The 17,640-nt window shown below is 32.9% G+C and carries 14 protein-coding genes; 6 read left to right on the forward strand and 8 right to left on the reverse strand.

Going from position 1 to position 17,640, the window contains the following annotated elements; all coding sequences use genetic code 11:
* Window positions 1-112: 112 nt before the first annotated feature.
* From yaaA to malQ, 3 genes are read right to left on the reverse strand one after another with little or no spacing between them, the layout of a single operon-like run.
* Window positions 113-874, reverse strand: coding sequence for a peroxide stress protein YaaA (gene yaaA, locus LK443_RS01630; RefSeq protein ID WP_227931868.1), 762 nt, complete (start codon window positions 872-874; stop codon window positions 113-115).
* A 52-nt stretch (window positions 875-926) separates the two neighbouring features.
* On the reverse strand, window positions 927-3,188 hold the full coding sequence (gene glgP / locus LK443_RS01635; RefSeq protein ID WP_227931869.1) for a glycogen/starch/alpha-glucan family phosphorylase: 2,262 nt from the start codon (window positions 3,186-3,188) through the stop codon (window positions 927-929).
* Window positions 3,189-3,213: 25 nt separating this feature from the next.
* On the reverse strand, window positions 3,214-4,710 hold the full coding sequence (malQ, locus tag LK443_RS01640) for a 4-alpha-glucanotransferase (protein WP_227931870.1): 1,497 nt from the start codon (window positions 4,708-4,710) through the stop codon (window positions 3,214-3,216).
* Between the two features lie 329 nt (window positions 4,711-5,039).
* Here malQ and LK443_RS01645 point away from each other — a divergent pair, with 329 nt between their 5' ends.
* The 4 genes from LK443_RS01645 (at window position 5,040) to LK443_RS01660 (ending at window position 9,307) form a co-directional block, all read left to right on the forward strand.
* Entirely contained in the window at window positions 5,040-6,341 is a 1,302-nt protein-coding gene (locus tag LK443_RS01645) for an ABC transporter substrate-binding protein (RefSeq protein WP_227931871.1), read from the forward strand.
* Window positions 6,342-6,440: 99 nt separating this feature from the next.
* A complete protein-coding gene (locus LK443_RS01650; RefSeq protein ID WP_227931872.1) occupies window positions 6,441-7,367 on the forward strand; it encodes a carbohydrate ABC transporter permease in 927 nt (308 codons plus the stop codon).
* Window positions 7,367-8,242 (forward strand): carbohydrate ABC transporter permease, encoded by an 876-nt coding sequence (locus LK443_RS01655; RefSeq protein WP_227931873.1) that lies wholly within the window; start codon window positions 7,367-7,369, stop codon window positions 8,240-8,242. The genes LK443_RS01650 and LK443_RS01655 overlap by 1 nt, the downstream gene beginning before the upstream one ends.
* Window positions 8,243-8,323: 81 nt before the next feature.
* The gene (locus LK443_RS01660; RefSeq protein WP_227931874.1) at window positions 8,324-9,307 is read left to right on the forward strand and encodes a LacI family DNA-binding transcriptional regulator; all 984 of its coding nucleotides are present in this window, start codon (window positions 8,324-8,326) and stop codon (window positions 9,305-9,307) included.
* A 358-nt stretch (window positions 9,308-9,665) separates the two neighbouring features.
* Here LK443_RS01660 and LK443_RS01665 read toward each other — a convergent pair whose 3' ends face one another.
* Window positions 9,666-10,598, reverse strand: coding sequence for a DDE-type integrase/transposase/recombinase (locus LK443_RS01665; protein ID WP_227931875.1), 933 nt, complete (start codon window positions 10,596-10,598; stop codon window positions 9,666-9,668).
* Window positions 10,599-10,692: 94 nt separating this feature from the next.
* On the opposite strand from LK443_RS01665, the gene LK443_RS01670 reads away from it, so the two are divergent.
* Window positions 10,693-11,994 (forward strand): ISL3 family transposase, encoded by a 1,302-nt coding sequence (locus tag LK443_RS01670; RefSeq protein WP_416217876.1) that lies wholly within the window; start codon window positions 10,693-10,695, stop codon window positions 11,992-11,994.
* 623 nt (window positions 11,995-12,617) lie between these two features.
* A complete protein-coding gene (locus LK443_RS01675; RefSeq protein WP_227931877.1) occupies window positions 12,618-13,976 on the forward strand; it encodes an MATE family efflux transporter in 1,359 nt (452 codons plus the stop codon).
* A gap of 20 nt (window positions 13,977-13,996) precedes the next feature.
* On the opposite strand, the gene LK443_RS01680 is transcribed toward LK443_RS01675, so the two are convergent.
* From LK443_RS01680 to LK443_RS01695, 4 genes are all read right to left on the reverse strand, one after another.
* On the reverse strand, window positions 13,997-14,485 hold the full coding sequence (locus LK443_RS01680; RefSeq protein ID WP_227931878.1) for an LPXTG cell wall anchor domain-containing protein: 489 nt from the start codon (window positions 14,483-14,485) through the stop codon (window positions 13,997-13,999).
* Between the two features lie 191 nt (window positions 14,486-14,676).
* Complete coding sequence (locus tag LK443_RS01685) at window positions 14,677-15,033, reverse strand: YbaN family protein (protein ID WP_227931879.1); 357 nt, start codon at window positions 15,031-15,033, stop codon at window positions 14,677-14,679.
* Between the two features lie 9 nt (window positions 15,034-15,042).
* On the reverse strand, window positions 15,043-16,722 hold the full coding sequence (locus tag LK443_RS01690) for a recombinase family protein (RefSeq protein WP_227931880.1): 1,680 nt from the start codon (window positions 16,720-16,722) through the stop codon (window positions 15,043-15,045).
* A 97-nt stretch (window positions 16,723-16,819) separates the two neighbouring features.
* Window positions 16,820-16,981: a hypothetical protein gene (locus LK443_RS01695; protein ID WP_227931881.1), complete on the reverse strand. Its 162-nt coding sequence runs from the start codon at window positions 16,979-16,981 to the stop codon at window positions 16,820-16,822.
* Window positions 16,982-17,640: the final 659 nt, after the last annotated feature.

A 17,640-nucleotide genomic window follows, 5' to 3' on the forward strand; every position in this document is an offset into this window, starting at 1 on the left:
TTTGACATAGTACCATAATTATCTATATCCGTCAACAGGTTTAGGCTATTTCTTTTTTATAGTTTTTGCATATAATTTAAATATTTTCCAATTTGCAGATTATACTCTATCCTCAAACTTCTTTTACGTAACAGTAATGATTTTCTCTCGAAAGTGTTGCATCAAAAATAAATCCATCTATGTTAAATTTTTGTAATTCAAATTTATATTGAACATCGTGACTCATCATCCAAGCTGCCATTTTCCCTCTAGCTTTTTTCGAAATCGTAGAATGTTGTTTCAATGCCCCTTCTTTTTTCTCATAAAACTCAACATCTACCCAATCATAATCTTTTTTAGAAAATAACGAAGAAAACTCACTACTTGCTAAATTAACAATACATTCTCCTTTTTCAAAAGAAGTTGTAATTCGTTCCTTCCAATATTTTTTCAGTGTTTCCCCTTCTACTTTTAAATTCATCGTTAAATCTAAACGATACGGCTTCACACATTCCTCCGGACTAATCGCACCATATAATGCTGAAAGTATTCTAATATGTTTCACTGCATAATCTCGATGTTCTTTCCATTCAGCTACTTGCTTAAAACTTCTGAAAGCTAACCCCTGATATAAATCCATCGCATGATACGTAGCACTTTCTTGAAACTTTTGAATTTTTAACCAATTTTCTTCTAATAAAGTATCACTTACTTTTAACAACTGCTGCAACTCTTCTTTAGTAACGGTCATTAATTTAGATACAATTGCTCGACTATCTTGTGTTAACTCCCAATCTTTTTGCACAGGTAAATCTGTCGCCATTTCTTTTGCGGGTGATAAAATAATTTTCATTGAATCAACCTTTCCTTTTTGGATAATTCTATTGTAACGCAAAAAAGGAGCAAGAAACAACTCACGTTATTTCTAGCTCCTTTTTTGCGTTCTATTAGTTTAATTTCCAAATATCACGGTTGTAATCTGCGATTGTACGGTCACTTGAGAAGAAACCAGCCATCGCAATGTTTGTAATTACTTTTGCAATCCAATTTTCACGATCGTGATAATCTACTAACATACGTTCTTTTGTTTGGATATAGTCTTCTAAGTCTAATAAAGTCATGAACCAGTCTTTATTTCTTAATTCATTGAATAATCTTTCTAGACGTTCTCTATTTCCTAATGATACTAAAGTATCACTTACGATAAAGTCTACTAACGGACGAATCGCTTCTCTTTCATAGTATGAATATGAATGGTAATCACTATTTTCGTAATGTTTAATAACAGTGTCGCTATCTTCACCAAAGACATAAATGTTTTCATCCCCAACCAATTCGTGGATTTCCACATTCGCTCCGTCTAATGTTCCTAATGTTAACGCACCATTTAACATGAATTTCATATTTCCTGTTCCACTTGCTTCTTTTGAAGCTAATGAAATTTGTTCAGAAATATCTGCTGCAGGAATTAAGTGAGTTGCTGCAGTAACATTGTAGTTTTCTACCATTACCACTTGTAAGTGTGGACTTACTTCTGGATCATTAGCAATTAATTCAGATAAACATAAAATTAAATGAATAATATCTTGCGCAATCACATAAGCAGGAGCTGCTTTACCTCCAAAGATAATTGTGATTGGTTTTGCAGGAATGTTTCCATTTTTAATCTCTAAATATTTGTAAATGACATATAATGCATTCATTTGTTGACGTTTATATTCATGCATACGTTTAATTTGAACATCAAAAATTGAATCTTCTTTAACCGTAACACCTTGGTGTTCTTGTAAGAAGTGTTTCAAACGTAATTTATTGTTACGTTTAATACCTTTCAATGTTTCTTGGAATTCTAAATCATGTGTATGAGATTTTAACGCTTCTAATTTAGTTGCATCATAACGGTATTCTTTACCAATTGTGCGGTCTAATAATTTTGCTAATTCTGGGTTTGCATGCATTAACCAACGACGGAAAGTAATACCATTTGTTTTATTGTTAAATTTCTCTGGATAAATTTCATAGAAATTCTTCAATTCACTTTGTTTTAAAATTTCTGTATGCAATGCTGCTACACCATTCACGCTATATCCATAGTGGATATCCATGTTTGCCATATGAACACGGTTGTACTCATCAATAATAGCTACACTTGCATCATCAAATTGCGCTCTTACACGTGCATCTAATTCTTTAATAATTGGTACTAAGTGAGGTACAACTTGTTCTAAGTAATGTAAAGGCCATTTTTCTAATGCTTCTGCTAAAATTGTATGGTTTGTATAAGCTGTCATTGAACGAACAATTTCAACTGCTTCATCAAATTCAATTCCACGTTCGCCTAATAAACGAATTAATTCAGGAATTACCATTGATGGGTGAGTATCATTAATTTGAACTGTTGCATATTCTGCTAAGTCATGTAAGTTACTTCCTTTAGCAACTGCTTCATCTAATAATAATTGAGCTCCATTACTTACCATGAAGTATTGTTGGTAAATACGTAATAATTCACCTTGCTCATCACTATCGTCTGGATATAAGAATAATGTTAAGTTTTCAGCAATTCTTGTTTTATCAAATGCGATTGAATCGTCATGAACTAATGATTCATCAATTGTATCTACATCAAATAAATGTAATTGGTTTTTATGAGATTGTTCATAACCTAAAACATCGATATTGAACATTTTTGATTTTAATGTAAAGTTCGCAAATGGCACTTCGTATGAAACAGAAGTTGGAACTAACCAACTATCTGGAGTTAACCAATTATTTGGAACTGCATTTTGTTGGTTATCTTTGAATTTTTGTTCAAATAATCCAAAGTGATAATTTAACCCAACGCCATCCCCTGGTAAACCAAGAGTTGCGATAGAATCTAAGAAACACGCTGCTAAACGACCTAATCCGCCGTTTCCTAATGATGGTTCTAATTCAATTTCTTCGATTTCTGCTAAAGTATGACCTTCAGCTTCTAATTCTTCTTTTACTTCATCATAAATCCCTAAGTTAATTAAATTATTTGAAAGCAATTTACCAATTAAAAATTCTGCAGAAATGTAATACACTTTTTTCTTTCCTTCATTTTCTGGTAATGCTGCACTTTTTTCTTTTGTATAATGTAATAAAGCTACATATACTTCTTCTTTTGAACATTCTCCTAATGATTTATGATAATTACTTTTTACATATTGTTTTAATGTTTGCATTTTTATCTCCTTCTACTTATTAACCCTACAACTGTTCGTTTGAACGATCATATAATTTTGTGATTTCTAAAAGGAAGCTTTCTACTTCTGATGTAATATCTCCCTCTTGCATTCTCCACACCCAGTTTCCACCAAGAGTACTTGGAATATTCATACGAGCAGTTGTATCTAATTGTAATAAATCTTGCATTGTGGCAATAGTCATTTTACTTACAGAACTATATAAACTTCTTAACATTGCATAGCTAATCGGTTCATCTGTGCGATTTAAATAACGATTACAGAAATTACGCTCTTCCTCTGACGCAGACTCATACCAACCCAATACCGTATCATTGTCATGAGTTCCAGTATAAGAAACAGAATTTACTGGATAATAATGTGGTAAATCTGTACTACTTGGACTTGCACCCATAAAGCCAAACTCAACAATTTTCATTCCAGGGAATCCTGTAGCTTCACGTAATTCGATAACAGCATCATCCATAAATCCTAAGTCTTCCGCAATAATTGGTAAATCTCCAAGTTCATTTTTCACCGCTTCAAATAAATCATAACCTGGACCCTTTACCCATTGACCCCCAGTAGCATCTGTTGCACCTGCTGGGATTTCCCAATAAGCAGCAAAACCACGGAAATGGTCAATTCTGACAACATCAAACAATTCAAAACTTGCTTTCAATCGTTTAATCCACCAAGTAAAGCCATCTAATTTCATCGCTCTCCAATTATAAATTGGATTTCCCCATAATTGTCCTAATGGTGAGAAACCATCTGGCGGACAACCTGCTACACAAGCCGCATTGCCCACTTCATCTGTTTTAAAGTAGTGAGGTGTTGCCCACATTTCAACGCTGTCTTCTGCAACATAAATTGGCATATCTCCAATAATTTGAATATGGCGTTCATTCGCATAGTATTTCAATGCTTTCCATTGTTTGTCAAATAAATATTGAGTAACTCGATGATATTCTAATTTATCTGCTAATTTTTCACGGTAGTTTGCTAAAGCCTCTGGATGACGACGTTTAATTTCTTCGTCAGTCCAATTAGACCAACTCTTCATATCGAAACTTTCTTTAATCGCCATATATTCTGCAAATGGTTCTAACCACTCTGCTTTTTCTTTCACAAAACGATGGTAATCTGACAAATCTTCTTTTTCTAAGAAACGTTGAACTACTTTTTCTAAAATAGGTCTTCTTCTTTCATAAATTAACGCATAATCAACAGTTTTTGCATCTTCTCCCCAATTACCCGCTAATTCTTCAGTCGTTAATAGACCTTCTTGAACAAATTGATCAAAATCTAAAAAATGTGTATTTCCAGCAAACGCTGAAAATGATTGATATGGCGAATCACCATAACTTGTTGGTCCTAAAGGCAAAATTTGCCAATAAGTTTGTTTACTACGTACTAGAAAATCTACAAAATCATACGCAGATTTCCCAAATGAACCAATTCCATATTTTCCTGGTAAAGAAGAAATATGCATTAACACACCAGATTGTCTTTCTGTCATAAGTATTACTCCTCTTTTCTTTATCAACTTTTAGATACGTAGTTTTTCAATTACGCAACCGTTTGCTTTAATACTAGTAGAAAAAATTTAAAAATGCAAGTAGAAATTTATTTTTTATAAAAGCTTTAAAATATTTGCTATTAAACGGAAAAATCTCTTCTATATATATTTTGATTTTTTGAAGTAAATTCCCACCAAAAATGTAAACGCTAAAATTTTTTATTTTTTTTACAAAAAAAGTCTTGCAAACGATTTCTAAAAGAGGTATACTAAAGCCAGTTAAGAAATCGTTTGCGTTAACTGAATATATCTCAAGGGAGGAAAAAATAATGGCAAACAAATGGCTTAAAAAATCATTTGTTGTCGGCTTAGCTGGTTTATCATTAGCAGCTTGCGGCAGCAAATCTACTGACTCTACAAAAGGAGGCTCTTCTGAAAGTAAAAAAGAATTCACTTTATATAGTAACAAGAGTGAAATTCAAGACGCTTTAACAGCATACGCTAAAGAATGGGGCGACAAAAACGGAGTTACAGTAAATATTAAAACATGTTCTGGTTCATGTAAAATTGCAGACCAATTAAAAACTGAATTTACAGCTGGAACTGCTCCAGACGTATTCGTAATCGAAGGACAAGCTGGATATGACTTGTGGAAAGATAACTTACAACCACTTAAAGGTGACTGGATTGACAAAACAGAATTCGAATTCAAACAAGGAAACGATGTTTACGGATTCCCAGTTGCTGTTGAAGGTTACGGTTTAGCTTACAACAAAGAAGTATTATCTAAAGCTGGTATCGACCCTGCTTCATTAACTTCATTTGATGCAGTTCAAAAAGCAATGGATACATTAGAAAGCAAAAAAGATGAATTAGGTTTATCTACAGTAGTAGCAACAGCTACTAAAGAAGGTGAAACTTGGATCATGGGTATCCACGACTTCGCTTCTTACTTAAGTTCAGGTTTACCAAATGGTGACCGTACAGTTACTCAACAAGTAATTAAAGGTGAAACTGATAAAGCTCGTTTATCTAACTATGCTGACTGGGTTGAATTATTATTCAAACACACTGAGAAAAAATTATTAACAGTTGGTACACAAGAAGATATGGACTCTGCATTTGCTAGTGGTAAAGCAGCATTCTTACACCAAGGTAACTGGAAAGATCCTAACTTAAAACAATTAAATGCTAAATTCGAAATGGGATTCATCCCTTATCAAACTTTAGGTAAAGACAAAAATGCTGATGGATTATTCATCGGAGCTCCATCTTATTATGTAGTTAACAAAGACACTAAAGCTTTAGATTCAATCAACAAATTCTTCGCTGACTTAGTTGATACTAAAGAAGGTCAAGATTACACAGTAAACAAAGCTAACATGATTTCAGCATTCTCTACTTCTAAAGAAATGCCAAGCGCTCCATTATCTAAATTCTTAGCTGAATGGGTTGCTGCTAAAAAACCAGTTTATTCATTTGATAACCCATACTTCATGCCTGACAACTTCTTAATGGGTAAATTAGGACCAATCTTCGGACAATACGCTCAAGGTTCAATCGACAAAGCTAAATTCCAAGAATTGATCACAAATCAAATCAAAGAAGTACCAAACTTACTTCAAAAATAACATTTAAGTATGTAACACAGGCCCACAACTACTTACAACGGTCGTTGTGGGTTTGCTGTTATAAATACCTCAGTTATACATAAAAGGAGGAACCCTAACATGTCTAAGAATAAAAAAGCTCTTAGTCGTGACGATCGCGCAAGACGTACGTTTTACTGGCTTGTGCTACCGGCATTTATCATTTTCGCACTCGTAATTATTGTACCTTTTTTCTTAGGTTTCTACTATTCTCTAACAGACTGGAAAAGTGTTACTCAAACTAAAATTAATTTTGTTGGATTAAAAAACTTTACAGACAGTTTTGCTGATACTCGTTTCCAATATTCATTAATGATTACTGTTATTTTCGCATTATTTAACGTAGTAGTTGTAAACTTTGTATCATTTGGTTTAGCTTTACTAGTATCAAGTAAAATTAAATTAAGTCATATTTTCCGTGCAGGATTCTTTATTCCTAACCTTATCGGGGGACTTGTATTAGGGTATATCTGGCAATTCATTTATAACTCTGTATTCCCTGCTTTAGGTTCAGCTATCGGTAGTCAATTCTTAGTTGAAAACCTATTTTTAGGTGATGTTAAATTAGCTGTATTGGCTTTAATCATTACGAACACTTGGCAATATGCAGGTTATATTATGATGATTTACTTTGCAGCATTACAAAATGTACCTTCAAGTTTAGTAGAATCTGCTTCTCTTGATGGAGCAAATGCTTTACAAAGATTAAGACATATTATCATCCCAATGGTAATGCCTGCGTTTACGGTATCACTATTCTTAACTATTACAAACTCATTTAAAATTTTCGATGTAAACTTCTCACTTACTGGTGGTGGGCCATCTCTATTATGGCATGATAAAGCTATCCAAAGTACAGAGTTTATTACAATGAACATTTATAACACTGCTTCTGGAGACAACTTAATGGCACAAGGTCAAGCTCGTGCAGTTATTCTATTCTTCATCTTAGTAGTAATTAGTATTGTTCAAACAACAATCACTAAACGGAAGGAGATTGACTTATAATGAAAAACCAAAAACTTGGCTTATTACTTTTAGAAATTTTTGGAGTTGCTTTATTCCTATTATTCTTAAGTCCAATCTTTTTATTAGTGATCAACTCAGCTAAAAGTTCTGCTGAAATCTTAGCTAGCCCATTATCATGGCCTGCAAGTTTCGGTCAATTATGGACAAATGCGGTAACAATTTGGAATAACCCTTCCATTAAATACCCATCATCATTCTTTGCTTCATCAATTATTACAGTGATTTCATTAGTAACGATTACATTATTCTCAGCATTAGCTGCTTGGGGATTAGTTCGATACCGTTCTAAATTATCAACTGTAGTATTCTTCATCTTTGTAGCATCAATGGTAATTCCTTTCCAAGTTGTAATGTATCCATTAGTAACTTGGTTCAAAATTTTAAGTGACGCAATTACAAATCCATTATTTGGATTCAGCTTATTACGTACTTATCCTGGTATCATCTTTGCATACACTGGGTTTGGGATGTCTCTATCTGTATTCATGTTCCATGGCTTCATCAAAGGTGTTCCACTTGAAATCGAAGAAGCTGCTGAATTAGATGGATGTAATAAAATGCAAACATTCTTCTATGTTGTATTACCAATTTTAAAACCAATCTATGTAACAATTTTAATCTTAAATGGTATTTGGATTTGGAATGACTTCTTATTACCACTATTATTATTAGGTAAAGGAAATGCAATTCAAACACTTCCAATTGCAGTATCTAACTTTGCAGGATCATTTACAAAACAATGGGATATGATCTTAACATCTACTCTATTAATTATGTTACCAGTCATCATCCTATTCTTAATTGCTCAAAAACATATCATGAAAGGTATGGTTGACGGAGCTATCAAATCTTAAGATGATTTTTACTCTGGGCTGGTTAACAATGTTTCCCTGCCCAGATTTTTTAGTGTTAAATTTTAAAAAGGAGGAACATAAATGGCTGTCACCATTAAGGATGTTGCTCGGCTAGCAGAAGTGTCACCCTCAACGGTTACACGAGTAATTCAAGATAAGCCAAGTATTAGCCAGGCAACTAAAAAAAGAGTTCGACAAGCGATGAAAGCTCTTAATTACCATCCAAATTTTAATGCTAGAAGTTTAGCTAGTAATAAAACGAATGTCATTGGCGTCGTTCTTCCAAAAGATACGGATGCTTTTTATCAGAACTCTTTCTTCCCTGAAGTTATTCGAGGGATTTCTCAAATTGCTGCTGATCATCATTATTTAATTCAGCTATGTACTGGTAAAGATGACGAGCAACGTTTACGTATTTTAAAAGACACTATTTTAGGGAGACGTGTTGATGGGATTATCTTTCTTTATGGAGAAACGGACGATCCATTAGTTGAATTAGCAATCGAACAAGAATTTCCTAGTGTTGTGATTGGAAAATCTTTATCTCCATTTATTTCATTTGTGGACAATAATAATGAAAAAGCTGGATTTGATGCTACTGAATACATGATTCAAGAAGGTTGCTCTTCTATCGCATTCATTAGTGGGCGTCATCAATTATTCGTTTCTCAAGACCGTTTAATTGGTTATCAACGAGCTTTAGAACAGTATCATATTCCTTTTAAAGAAGGGTTAATCTCACATGTTGGGGAATTTACAAGAGAACGTGGATATCAAACAATGAAATCAATCATTGAACGAGAATCGATTGATGGTGTTGTAACAACCGATGCTTTAATAACTGAAGGAGCACTCAGGTATTTAAATGAACAGAAAATTTCTCTTCCGGTTATTACTTTCGATTCAAATCCTCCTCTACTTCCCTTGACTGCCTATGTAAACATTCATACATTAGAACTTGGTAGAAGCGCCTTTCAAATGTTATTAAAAGTCATCAAATCTTATAACGATAAACAAATAATGTGTTATCGTACATTTGTAGAACATTCTATTATTCGATTATAAGAAGAAAGCGAGCTTTGGATAGCTCGCTTTCTTCTTTTTTAGGTTCTATAATTTATAGGGTTGATGGAGAAAATCCACCAACCCTATTTTAGTGTATACAAAAAGGGCTTCATCCCTTATATTAAAAGCGTCTAAACTATTTAAGAGGAGATGAAACCCTATGACTACTATACAAGAAATTGTGCTACAAATCAAAGATAAAAATCTAAGAAACACAAACATTTGTGACACGAACCAGTGTCAATACAACTTGTGGGACAATTGGCTTGTACATAAAACAGTTTAACGCCTGGATTTGTCAAGGGCTTTAGAGCGAAGCGTCCCTTGACAAAGGAAGAAGGCGTTGAACTACTATACATTAAGCCGATTGTAACAAGTGCTGCTGTACTATTTGATTTGGTGATTTAAAATTTAATACACACCTAGCTACATTATTTCCTCTACTAATATATCTTTTATGAGATTTCACTAAACTATCTAAACTCTTAAAGACTCTATTATAAAATTTTCTTCCATCTTCTCTATGACTACGTTCTACTTTTCCATTTTGCCATGGAGAGTAGGGTCTAGTTTTTATATGTTTGATGCCTTTTTCTTCTAATTTTTGTTCGAAAATCGTTTTTTTAGTTGTCACTTCTGGATCATTTGTAAATTCACGTCCATTATCTGTTTGAACGGTTTTAATGGTAAATCCAAATTTTTCTTCTAAATGATCTAAAAATGCCGCTGTATGTGTAACGCTTTTCTCATCTACAATTTTACATACTCGTTTTCTACTAAATTCATCTATAGCTGTTATTTGATAATATTTAATCCCCTTACTGTCCCATCCTATACAGTGTTGAGGAACATATTTAATGTCTATTTGTACTTTTTCTCCTGGATAAGTTGTTGGTATTGGTGTCCATTTACTCTTAGGATACGTTCTTTTTTCTTTCTTCTCAGTTAATTGAAGTTTTTTAATCATTTTTTTCATAGCTCCATATGAACGTGTGTACCCTCTTCTTTGACATTGTACATAAACCTCTGCTAATCCATCTCTGTTATAACGTTTGTACATTTTACGTATCAGTTCTAATTCTTCTGTTTTATGTTCATTCGGATGATGTAAAGGTCTTCGACTCTTTGGAAGCAATAATTGTGCAGTGCCATCATATCGACTTCTCCATCGAGAAATTTGTTGTCTAGTTGTATGGTATTTTCTTGCTGCTTTAGCGTTATTATCATGTTTTATGGCATATTCTACTGCACGCTGTCTTAATTTGATTTCTTCTGTTATAATAGATTTCATAAGAGAACCTCTTTCCTGATTTTTAAGCAACTTCAGTATAACATTGGTTCTCTTTTTTTTATTCTTTTTTGTCACAAATGTATGATACCTTAACATTGTGCTACAAATCAAAGATAAAAATGTAAAATGGGAAGATAATGTAGAAGAAGGGTATTTTAAGAAGAAAAAAAGCCTGTTTTTCTTCGCTACCTATACCTATTGCCCAGATGCTTGCCCTAAGTGTGGTTGTGTAAAGCGTGATTTTTCTATTGTTAAAAACGGTACTCGTACTTCTAGAATTACGCTTAATCCGGTTTCTGGATTGCCTGCTTTTCTTAAATTAAGAAAACAGCGTTTCTTCTGCCGTAAATGCTCTCATAGTTTTACTGCTGATACAACTAGTATCGTAGACCTTAATGCTTTTATTTCTAAAAATGTAAAAAATGAAATTAAAGTTAAAGCTTGCGAAACAGTTTCTGAATCCCATATTGCTAAAGAAATGAATGTTTCCGTTCATACTGTTCGTAGAGTTGTCAATGAAACTGCTGAATCTCTTAGAATTAAGCCTTTAAATGAGTTACCTGAACATATGTGTTGGGATGAATTTAAGTCTGTAGCTTCCGCTGAATCTAGTATGAGTTTTGCTTATTGTGACGCTATTACTCATCAACTTGTTGATGTTGTTCAAGATAGAAAAATGAAGAATTTAGTTCGTTATTTCAACCAGTTTCCTTTACAAACTCGCTTAAATGTTAAAACAATTTCGATTGATATGTATGCTCCATACATTGAAGTCATTAAACGTTTATTCCCTAAGGCTAAAATTATTATTGATCCATTTCATATTATTCAAGCTTTAAATAGAGAATTAAACAAGACAAGAACAAGAAAAATGAATCAAGTACGCTTTAAAGATAGACGTCTTTATAATAAATTAAAACGTTACTGGAAACTAATCTTAAAAAATCGAGATGACCTTCAATCCTATCACTACAGCTATTACAGATTATTCGATTGGTTAACGCATTCTCAAGGAATTGTAGATTATTTATTACAAGAAGTACCTTCACTTAAACCAGAATATGAAACAGTACATCAATTAAGAGAAGCTTTTAAAGAGAGAAATTTCATTGAATTTAAAGAAGAATTGATGAGTGTACAACCAAAACTTCTGTCTGATGGATTAAATCGTGTTCTCCAAACATTTAAGAAATTTTTACCGTATTTACAAAATTCTTGTGAGTATCCAACACTTTCAAATGGACCTATTGAAGGGATTAACAACAAGATAAAAGTACTTAAAAGAAATGCATATGGCTACAGCAGTTTTACTCATTTTAGAAATAGAATTCTACTAATGTCTAAACTATTTACTCCAACAACTAAAAAAGGAATTAAGCAACCTGACGCTGCTTAATTCCTTCACTAAAATTGTTTCATCAACCCTATTTGACAAAGAGCCCTTTTTTATAGGAATATCCATTGTCAAATAGTATTTTTTTTTGATAAAATAATACCAATTCAAATACGATTGGAGAGTTACTATGGAAACTAATAACCCACTATTTGACAGACGATGCTATTCTATTTATTCTACACAAAAACTCGTGAATAAATTTTATCAACAGGCTTTAGCACCTTTTCAATTAACTTACACACAATAGATTGTTTTAGAAACTCTTTGAGAAGAAGAAAAACTTTCTTTAGGCGAAATTGGGCAACGAGTTGGCCTTGAAAGCAATACACTAACTCCTCTCTTAAAACGATTAGAAGATACAAACTGATTATTCGTAGACGTCCTGCAGCTAATAAACGTCAATTAATCATTCGCTTAAGCGCTAATGGAAAGAGACTTCACGATGAATTAGAACAACATTTACGATCTTGTTTTGCTAGCGTGGAAGGTTTTGATTTTGAAAAAGTAAAAGAACTCATAGCATTAAACAATCAATTAAAACAAACCATTGAAAATTTCATTACGAATAAGGAGGAAAATGATAACCAAGTAGAACAATAGATGTCTACTTTCATTACTGTATTATGTTTAAAAAAACATCTGTTAATTTATTAGATGGTCCTATATTACGATCTATCATTGCCTTTGCAATTCCGATTTTAATTTCAAATATTTTCCAACAATTATATAACACTGCAGATATTATGATTGTTGGACGTTATCTTGGCCCTAATGCTCTTGCAGGGGTTGGAGCAACCGCAGCAATATTCGAACTAGTAATTGGTTTTGCTCTTGGAGTTGGAAATGGGATGGGCGTTGTCATTGCTCGTTGTTTTGGCGCACAAGATATGACTCAATTAAAACGAGCTGTAGCTTCAACATTAGTAATCGGGTTAGGACTAAGCTTCTTAGTTTCGACAATCGGTCACTTTGGAATGTATCCTCTTCTCGAATTTTTAAGCACCCCTTCTGAAATTATCGATTTATCATACCAATATATTCATATGATCGTCCTATGTGTGGGTGTAACATTTGCCTATAATTTATGTGCTGGTTTGCTTCGTGCAGTTGGAGATAGTCAAGCAGCACTATACTTCTTAATATTTTCTGCTATTGTAAATATTATTTTAGATTTATTCTTTATTACTCAATTACATTTAGGCGTACAATCAGCTGGTCTAGCAACGATTATTTCTCAAGGATTATCTGCTATCCTTTGCTTCTTTTATATCCAAAGAAGAGCCAATTTTCTTCTCCCTCAAAAAGAACACTTTGTACGGGATAAAGAACTCTATCTTGACTTATTAGGACAAGGCTTAGCAATGGGATTGATGACTTCGATTGTTTCTATTGGAACAGTCACTTTACAAACTTCGATTAATGCACTTGGAGCAACCATTATTAGCGCTCAAACTTCTGCTAGAAGAATCATGTCATTTTCAATGCTACCTGTTTCAGCTATTGCTTCATCCTTAACAACTTTTACTTCTCAGAACTTAGGAGCAAATCGTCCTCAGAGAATTCAACGTGGAATTTACTTAGGTAGTATGGTTGCCATTATATGGACAATTTTTATCGCCATTACATTGTTTTTTGCCAGTCCAGCATTAAATGAATTAATTTCTGGTTCTACTGATCCTGAATTGATTTCTAATGCGTCACTTTATAATCGCATTAGTTCATCCTTCTATCCTGTCTTAGCACTGTTACTTGTGTTAAGAAATAGTTTGCAAGGATTAGGACAAAAAATCACACCATTAATTTCAAGTTTTATTGAATTATTTGGGAAAGTTTTATTTGTACTCTTCATTATTCCTTCAACTGGATATATGGGAGTTATCTTCTGTGAACCACTCATTTGGATTCCAATGACAATTCAGTTATATTATTCTTATAAACATCAACCGATTATTTTATCATTAAAAAACGCATCTCATTCCTAAAAGAGATGCGTTTTTTGTTATTATTTCACTTTTTCTTTTAACGTTGTTTTGAGCATGAATATTGCTGTCGCTAAACTAGCTAAAGCTAATCCTAGCATTCCTCCATCAAAACTTTCTCCAGTTTGAGGTAATTGTGGAACTTTCTTTTCCTCCGTTGTTGTTTCTAGAATAGTATTTTCTGGTTCTTTTGTTCCATAAAATCTGATAGTCTGATAAACTCGAGATAATGTCTTTCCTGTTTTTTTATCCTTATAATTTACTTTACGAGTTACTTCTTTTTCATACCCCTTTGGTTTGGTATTGACCGCCGTATCTGGTGCTTTTATTCTCCTAGCTGATACTCCATCTTCATCCGTAAATTGTTCAGCATAAGGGAATTGCTTCACAAAAGCCTCATTTAAAGCTATTTCAGCTGCATTCAGTTTTTCCGTATTATTTTCTTGTGCGCTAACGATATGTGAAGTATACAATCCTCCGAATATCATTGCTGCTAAAACTATTTTTATCATTCTACTTTTTTCATTTTAAAACACCCACTTTATCTGTTTTTTCTTTAGAAATTCTTCCATATTCTTTTTCATATTCAGCTTTATTGAACCGCTATCAAAATCCGCTTTCAACATTCCTACATTCAATTATTTCTTCCCCTTATGTGAAAAAATCCTAAAATAAAAAAGCCTCCCTTAGGAGACTTCAATACTTATTTATCTGGAATAACTTTAAAGAGATAATACGTAATAAACACTGTTAATAAAGCTAGACCAATTTTCACATAAATAATTGGGGCAAAATAAATGGAAATACCCATTAAAATGTAAATATAAATAATAATTTTCTTTTTACGAGATCGTGCAATAGATTTTGTTTCTAAATAATCCGATACATAAATTTGGTATAATTTTGTATTCGCAAACCATTCTTCAAATCTTTTCGAACTTTTGGAAAAACAGAATACCGTCAATAACAAAAATGGTGTCGTTGGCAAAACTGGAAGAACAATTCCTATTATTCCTAATGCTAATGAAATCCATGCTACAACAAAATAAAACCCTCTCATATTTCCTCCTTAATTCATTCTTTCTAATACAGCTACTGTTTCAACTTGTTCATCATTGTCCAAACTTATATTTAGGTCATCGTCTATAATTGGGAGCTTGAAAGTAATTGATTTTAGCCATTGTCCGTTAGGTTGTTTTTCTTCATAAACTTGAATTTCAGAAATCAAAGCTGTAATTAACTGCCTACGCTCTACATCATTCATGACTTTATAGAGTTTATCAAAATAGATCAGAACCTTATATATGTTATCTCCTGTGAGTTTTTCAGCTTCAATAGTCTGTTTCTTTGCTTTCGCATCAATTAGTGATGATTCTAATTCATCTATTTTGTCATACATACGATATAGTCTATCATCTAAATCCTGTTTCCTTCTCTTATAATGCTTATCTTCAACATCTAAATTATCTATTTCCTCAATTAGCTTAAACTTTGTAGAATGACTCTTCCTCAATTCCTTTTGGTAATTATCTATTTCTTTTTCTATTTCAGAGGTGTCCACCTTCATGTTGATTTTTTCTTGCATCATAGAAGCAAATTTCGGATTACTTACAATCTTGACAATCACCTCTGCAACAGCATCATCTAACAATTCTTCTCTAATTTGCTTACTGAATGTACACTTATGACCTCTTATCATCTGCCTATGTTTACAACCATAGTAATAAAAATCTTTATATTTTGTGCCATCCTTCTTTTTCTTGGTACACTTGTTTCCAAACATTCCCACTCCACATATAGGGCATTTTACAATTCCAGAAAGCAAGTGTGTGCGTGTATCTTTTCCTTTATTCACATGCTCATATTTCTTTGCTTGAGATTTTAGCTTAACCTGAGCAGCTTGCCAAACTTCATCGGAAACTATAGCTTCATGTATCCCTTCAGATATTAGATACTCATCTTGTTCAACCTGCTTATATTCATTTCTTGTACCATGAACTTTTTCTAAAGTTCTTCTTCCAAATGCTATTTTCCCATTATATACAGGATTCTTTAATATCTTTCTTATAAGACCTGCATCAAACAAAGGATTCTTACCATTCTGTCTTGGGATTTTTCTAATTCCATGATTCTCTAAGTATTTAGATAGCCCATTGGCTCCTATCGTAGTATTTACGTACTGGTCGAAAATCGTTCTTATGGCAACTGCCTCTTCCTCATTTATAAACAGCTTGCCATCTTCAAGTTTATATCCATACGGAGCAAAGCCACCATTCCATTTTCCTTCCCTTGCTTTTTGAATGCGACCTTCCATTGTTTGAATACGGATGTTTTCTCTTTCTATTTCAGCCACAGCTGATAAAACAGAAATCATTAGTTTCCCAGCATCTTTAGATGAATCAATGCCATCTTCAACGCAGATAAGATTAACTCCATAATCCTGCATTGTCTGAAGTGTAGAAAGAACATCAGCGGCATTTCTTGCAAATCTTGATAACTTAAACACAAGAACAAAAGATACTCCATCTTTTCCAGATTTTATATCTTCCATCATTCGATTGAACTGTTTTCTACCTTCAATAGACTTGCCAGACTTTCCGGCATCTTCATACTCTCCAACAATTTCATAATCGTTGTAAATAGCAAAAGATTTCATTCGTGATTTTTGTGCCTCTAACGAATACCCCTCTATCTGTATTGACGTAGATACTCGTGTATAGAGGTATACTTTTATTTTTTCTTTTGACATAGCATTAACCTCAATATAACTTTTCTATATCATATATAAACTTTGATTTTTAAATTTAAGTTTGGACTATAGTTTCAAGTATATTATAACACTTTTATTAGTCCGTCTCAATTTGTGTTTTTGCCTTGTCAAAACTATTTTTCATCTCTTGATTTTTTGCTGGCGTTGGATCGGGCAGATTATCTAAATCTAAAGAACCAGCATATTTTGCAATCAGATTTGCTATTAAATCAGCCAATCCATTCCAGTCATTGTCCAATATATACCTCCTCTAAAGTTTTATATCTAATAATTATTTGTTTAATTAAGTTTTACGACATTGACAAGTGCTTTGGATTAGCAACATAGGAATCTCACCTCCGCCTCTATTCCGGATGAGCCGGCTTCAACCTTAGAAGTATCATTATCCTCATTTTCTTCATAGCGGATAGGGTATCCCTCCCTATATTCAAACTCTTACTTATCGCTCACTTTCTTTTTGTTTAGCAGTTCTTGTTTTACCGATTATTCAGCAGAAAGATCTTAGCGGATAGGTTATTACGCTCCAAAAATAATTAACGTCTTGTCTTGGTCTATTCAATTGTTAAGGTTCAAAATTTATCGAGAGCTATTAATCTTTTAAAAATTTAACCATAAGAAAATATTTATCCTGATGAAACAAAATTCTATAAATTACCCTCTTATACTTAACAGTGAAAAGAAGCCTTTCTTGGTAACCAATTTTGAAATAGAATTTGCTTATGTAAAAAGGTCTAATTCCCACTGCATAAGTAACAGTGAAAATTAGACCCTCTTGGTAATTGTCATCTAAAAGTCTTCTAACATTTCCTTTAATTTATTCTAATCGCCTTTTAAGTGTCATATTTACATTTTTATTATATCTGGCATACTTTTATACCTTTTTAGACTTAAAGTCTT

The sequence above is a fragment of the Granulicatella elegans genome (assembly GCF_020735385.1).
Lineage (GTDB): Bacteria > Bacillota > Bacilli > Lactobacillales > Aerococcaceae > Granulicatella > Granulicatella elegans_B.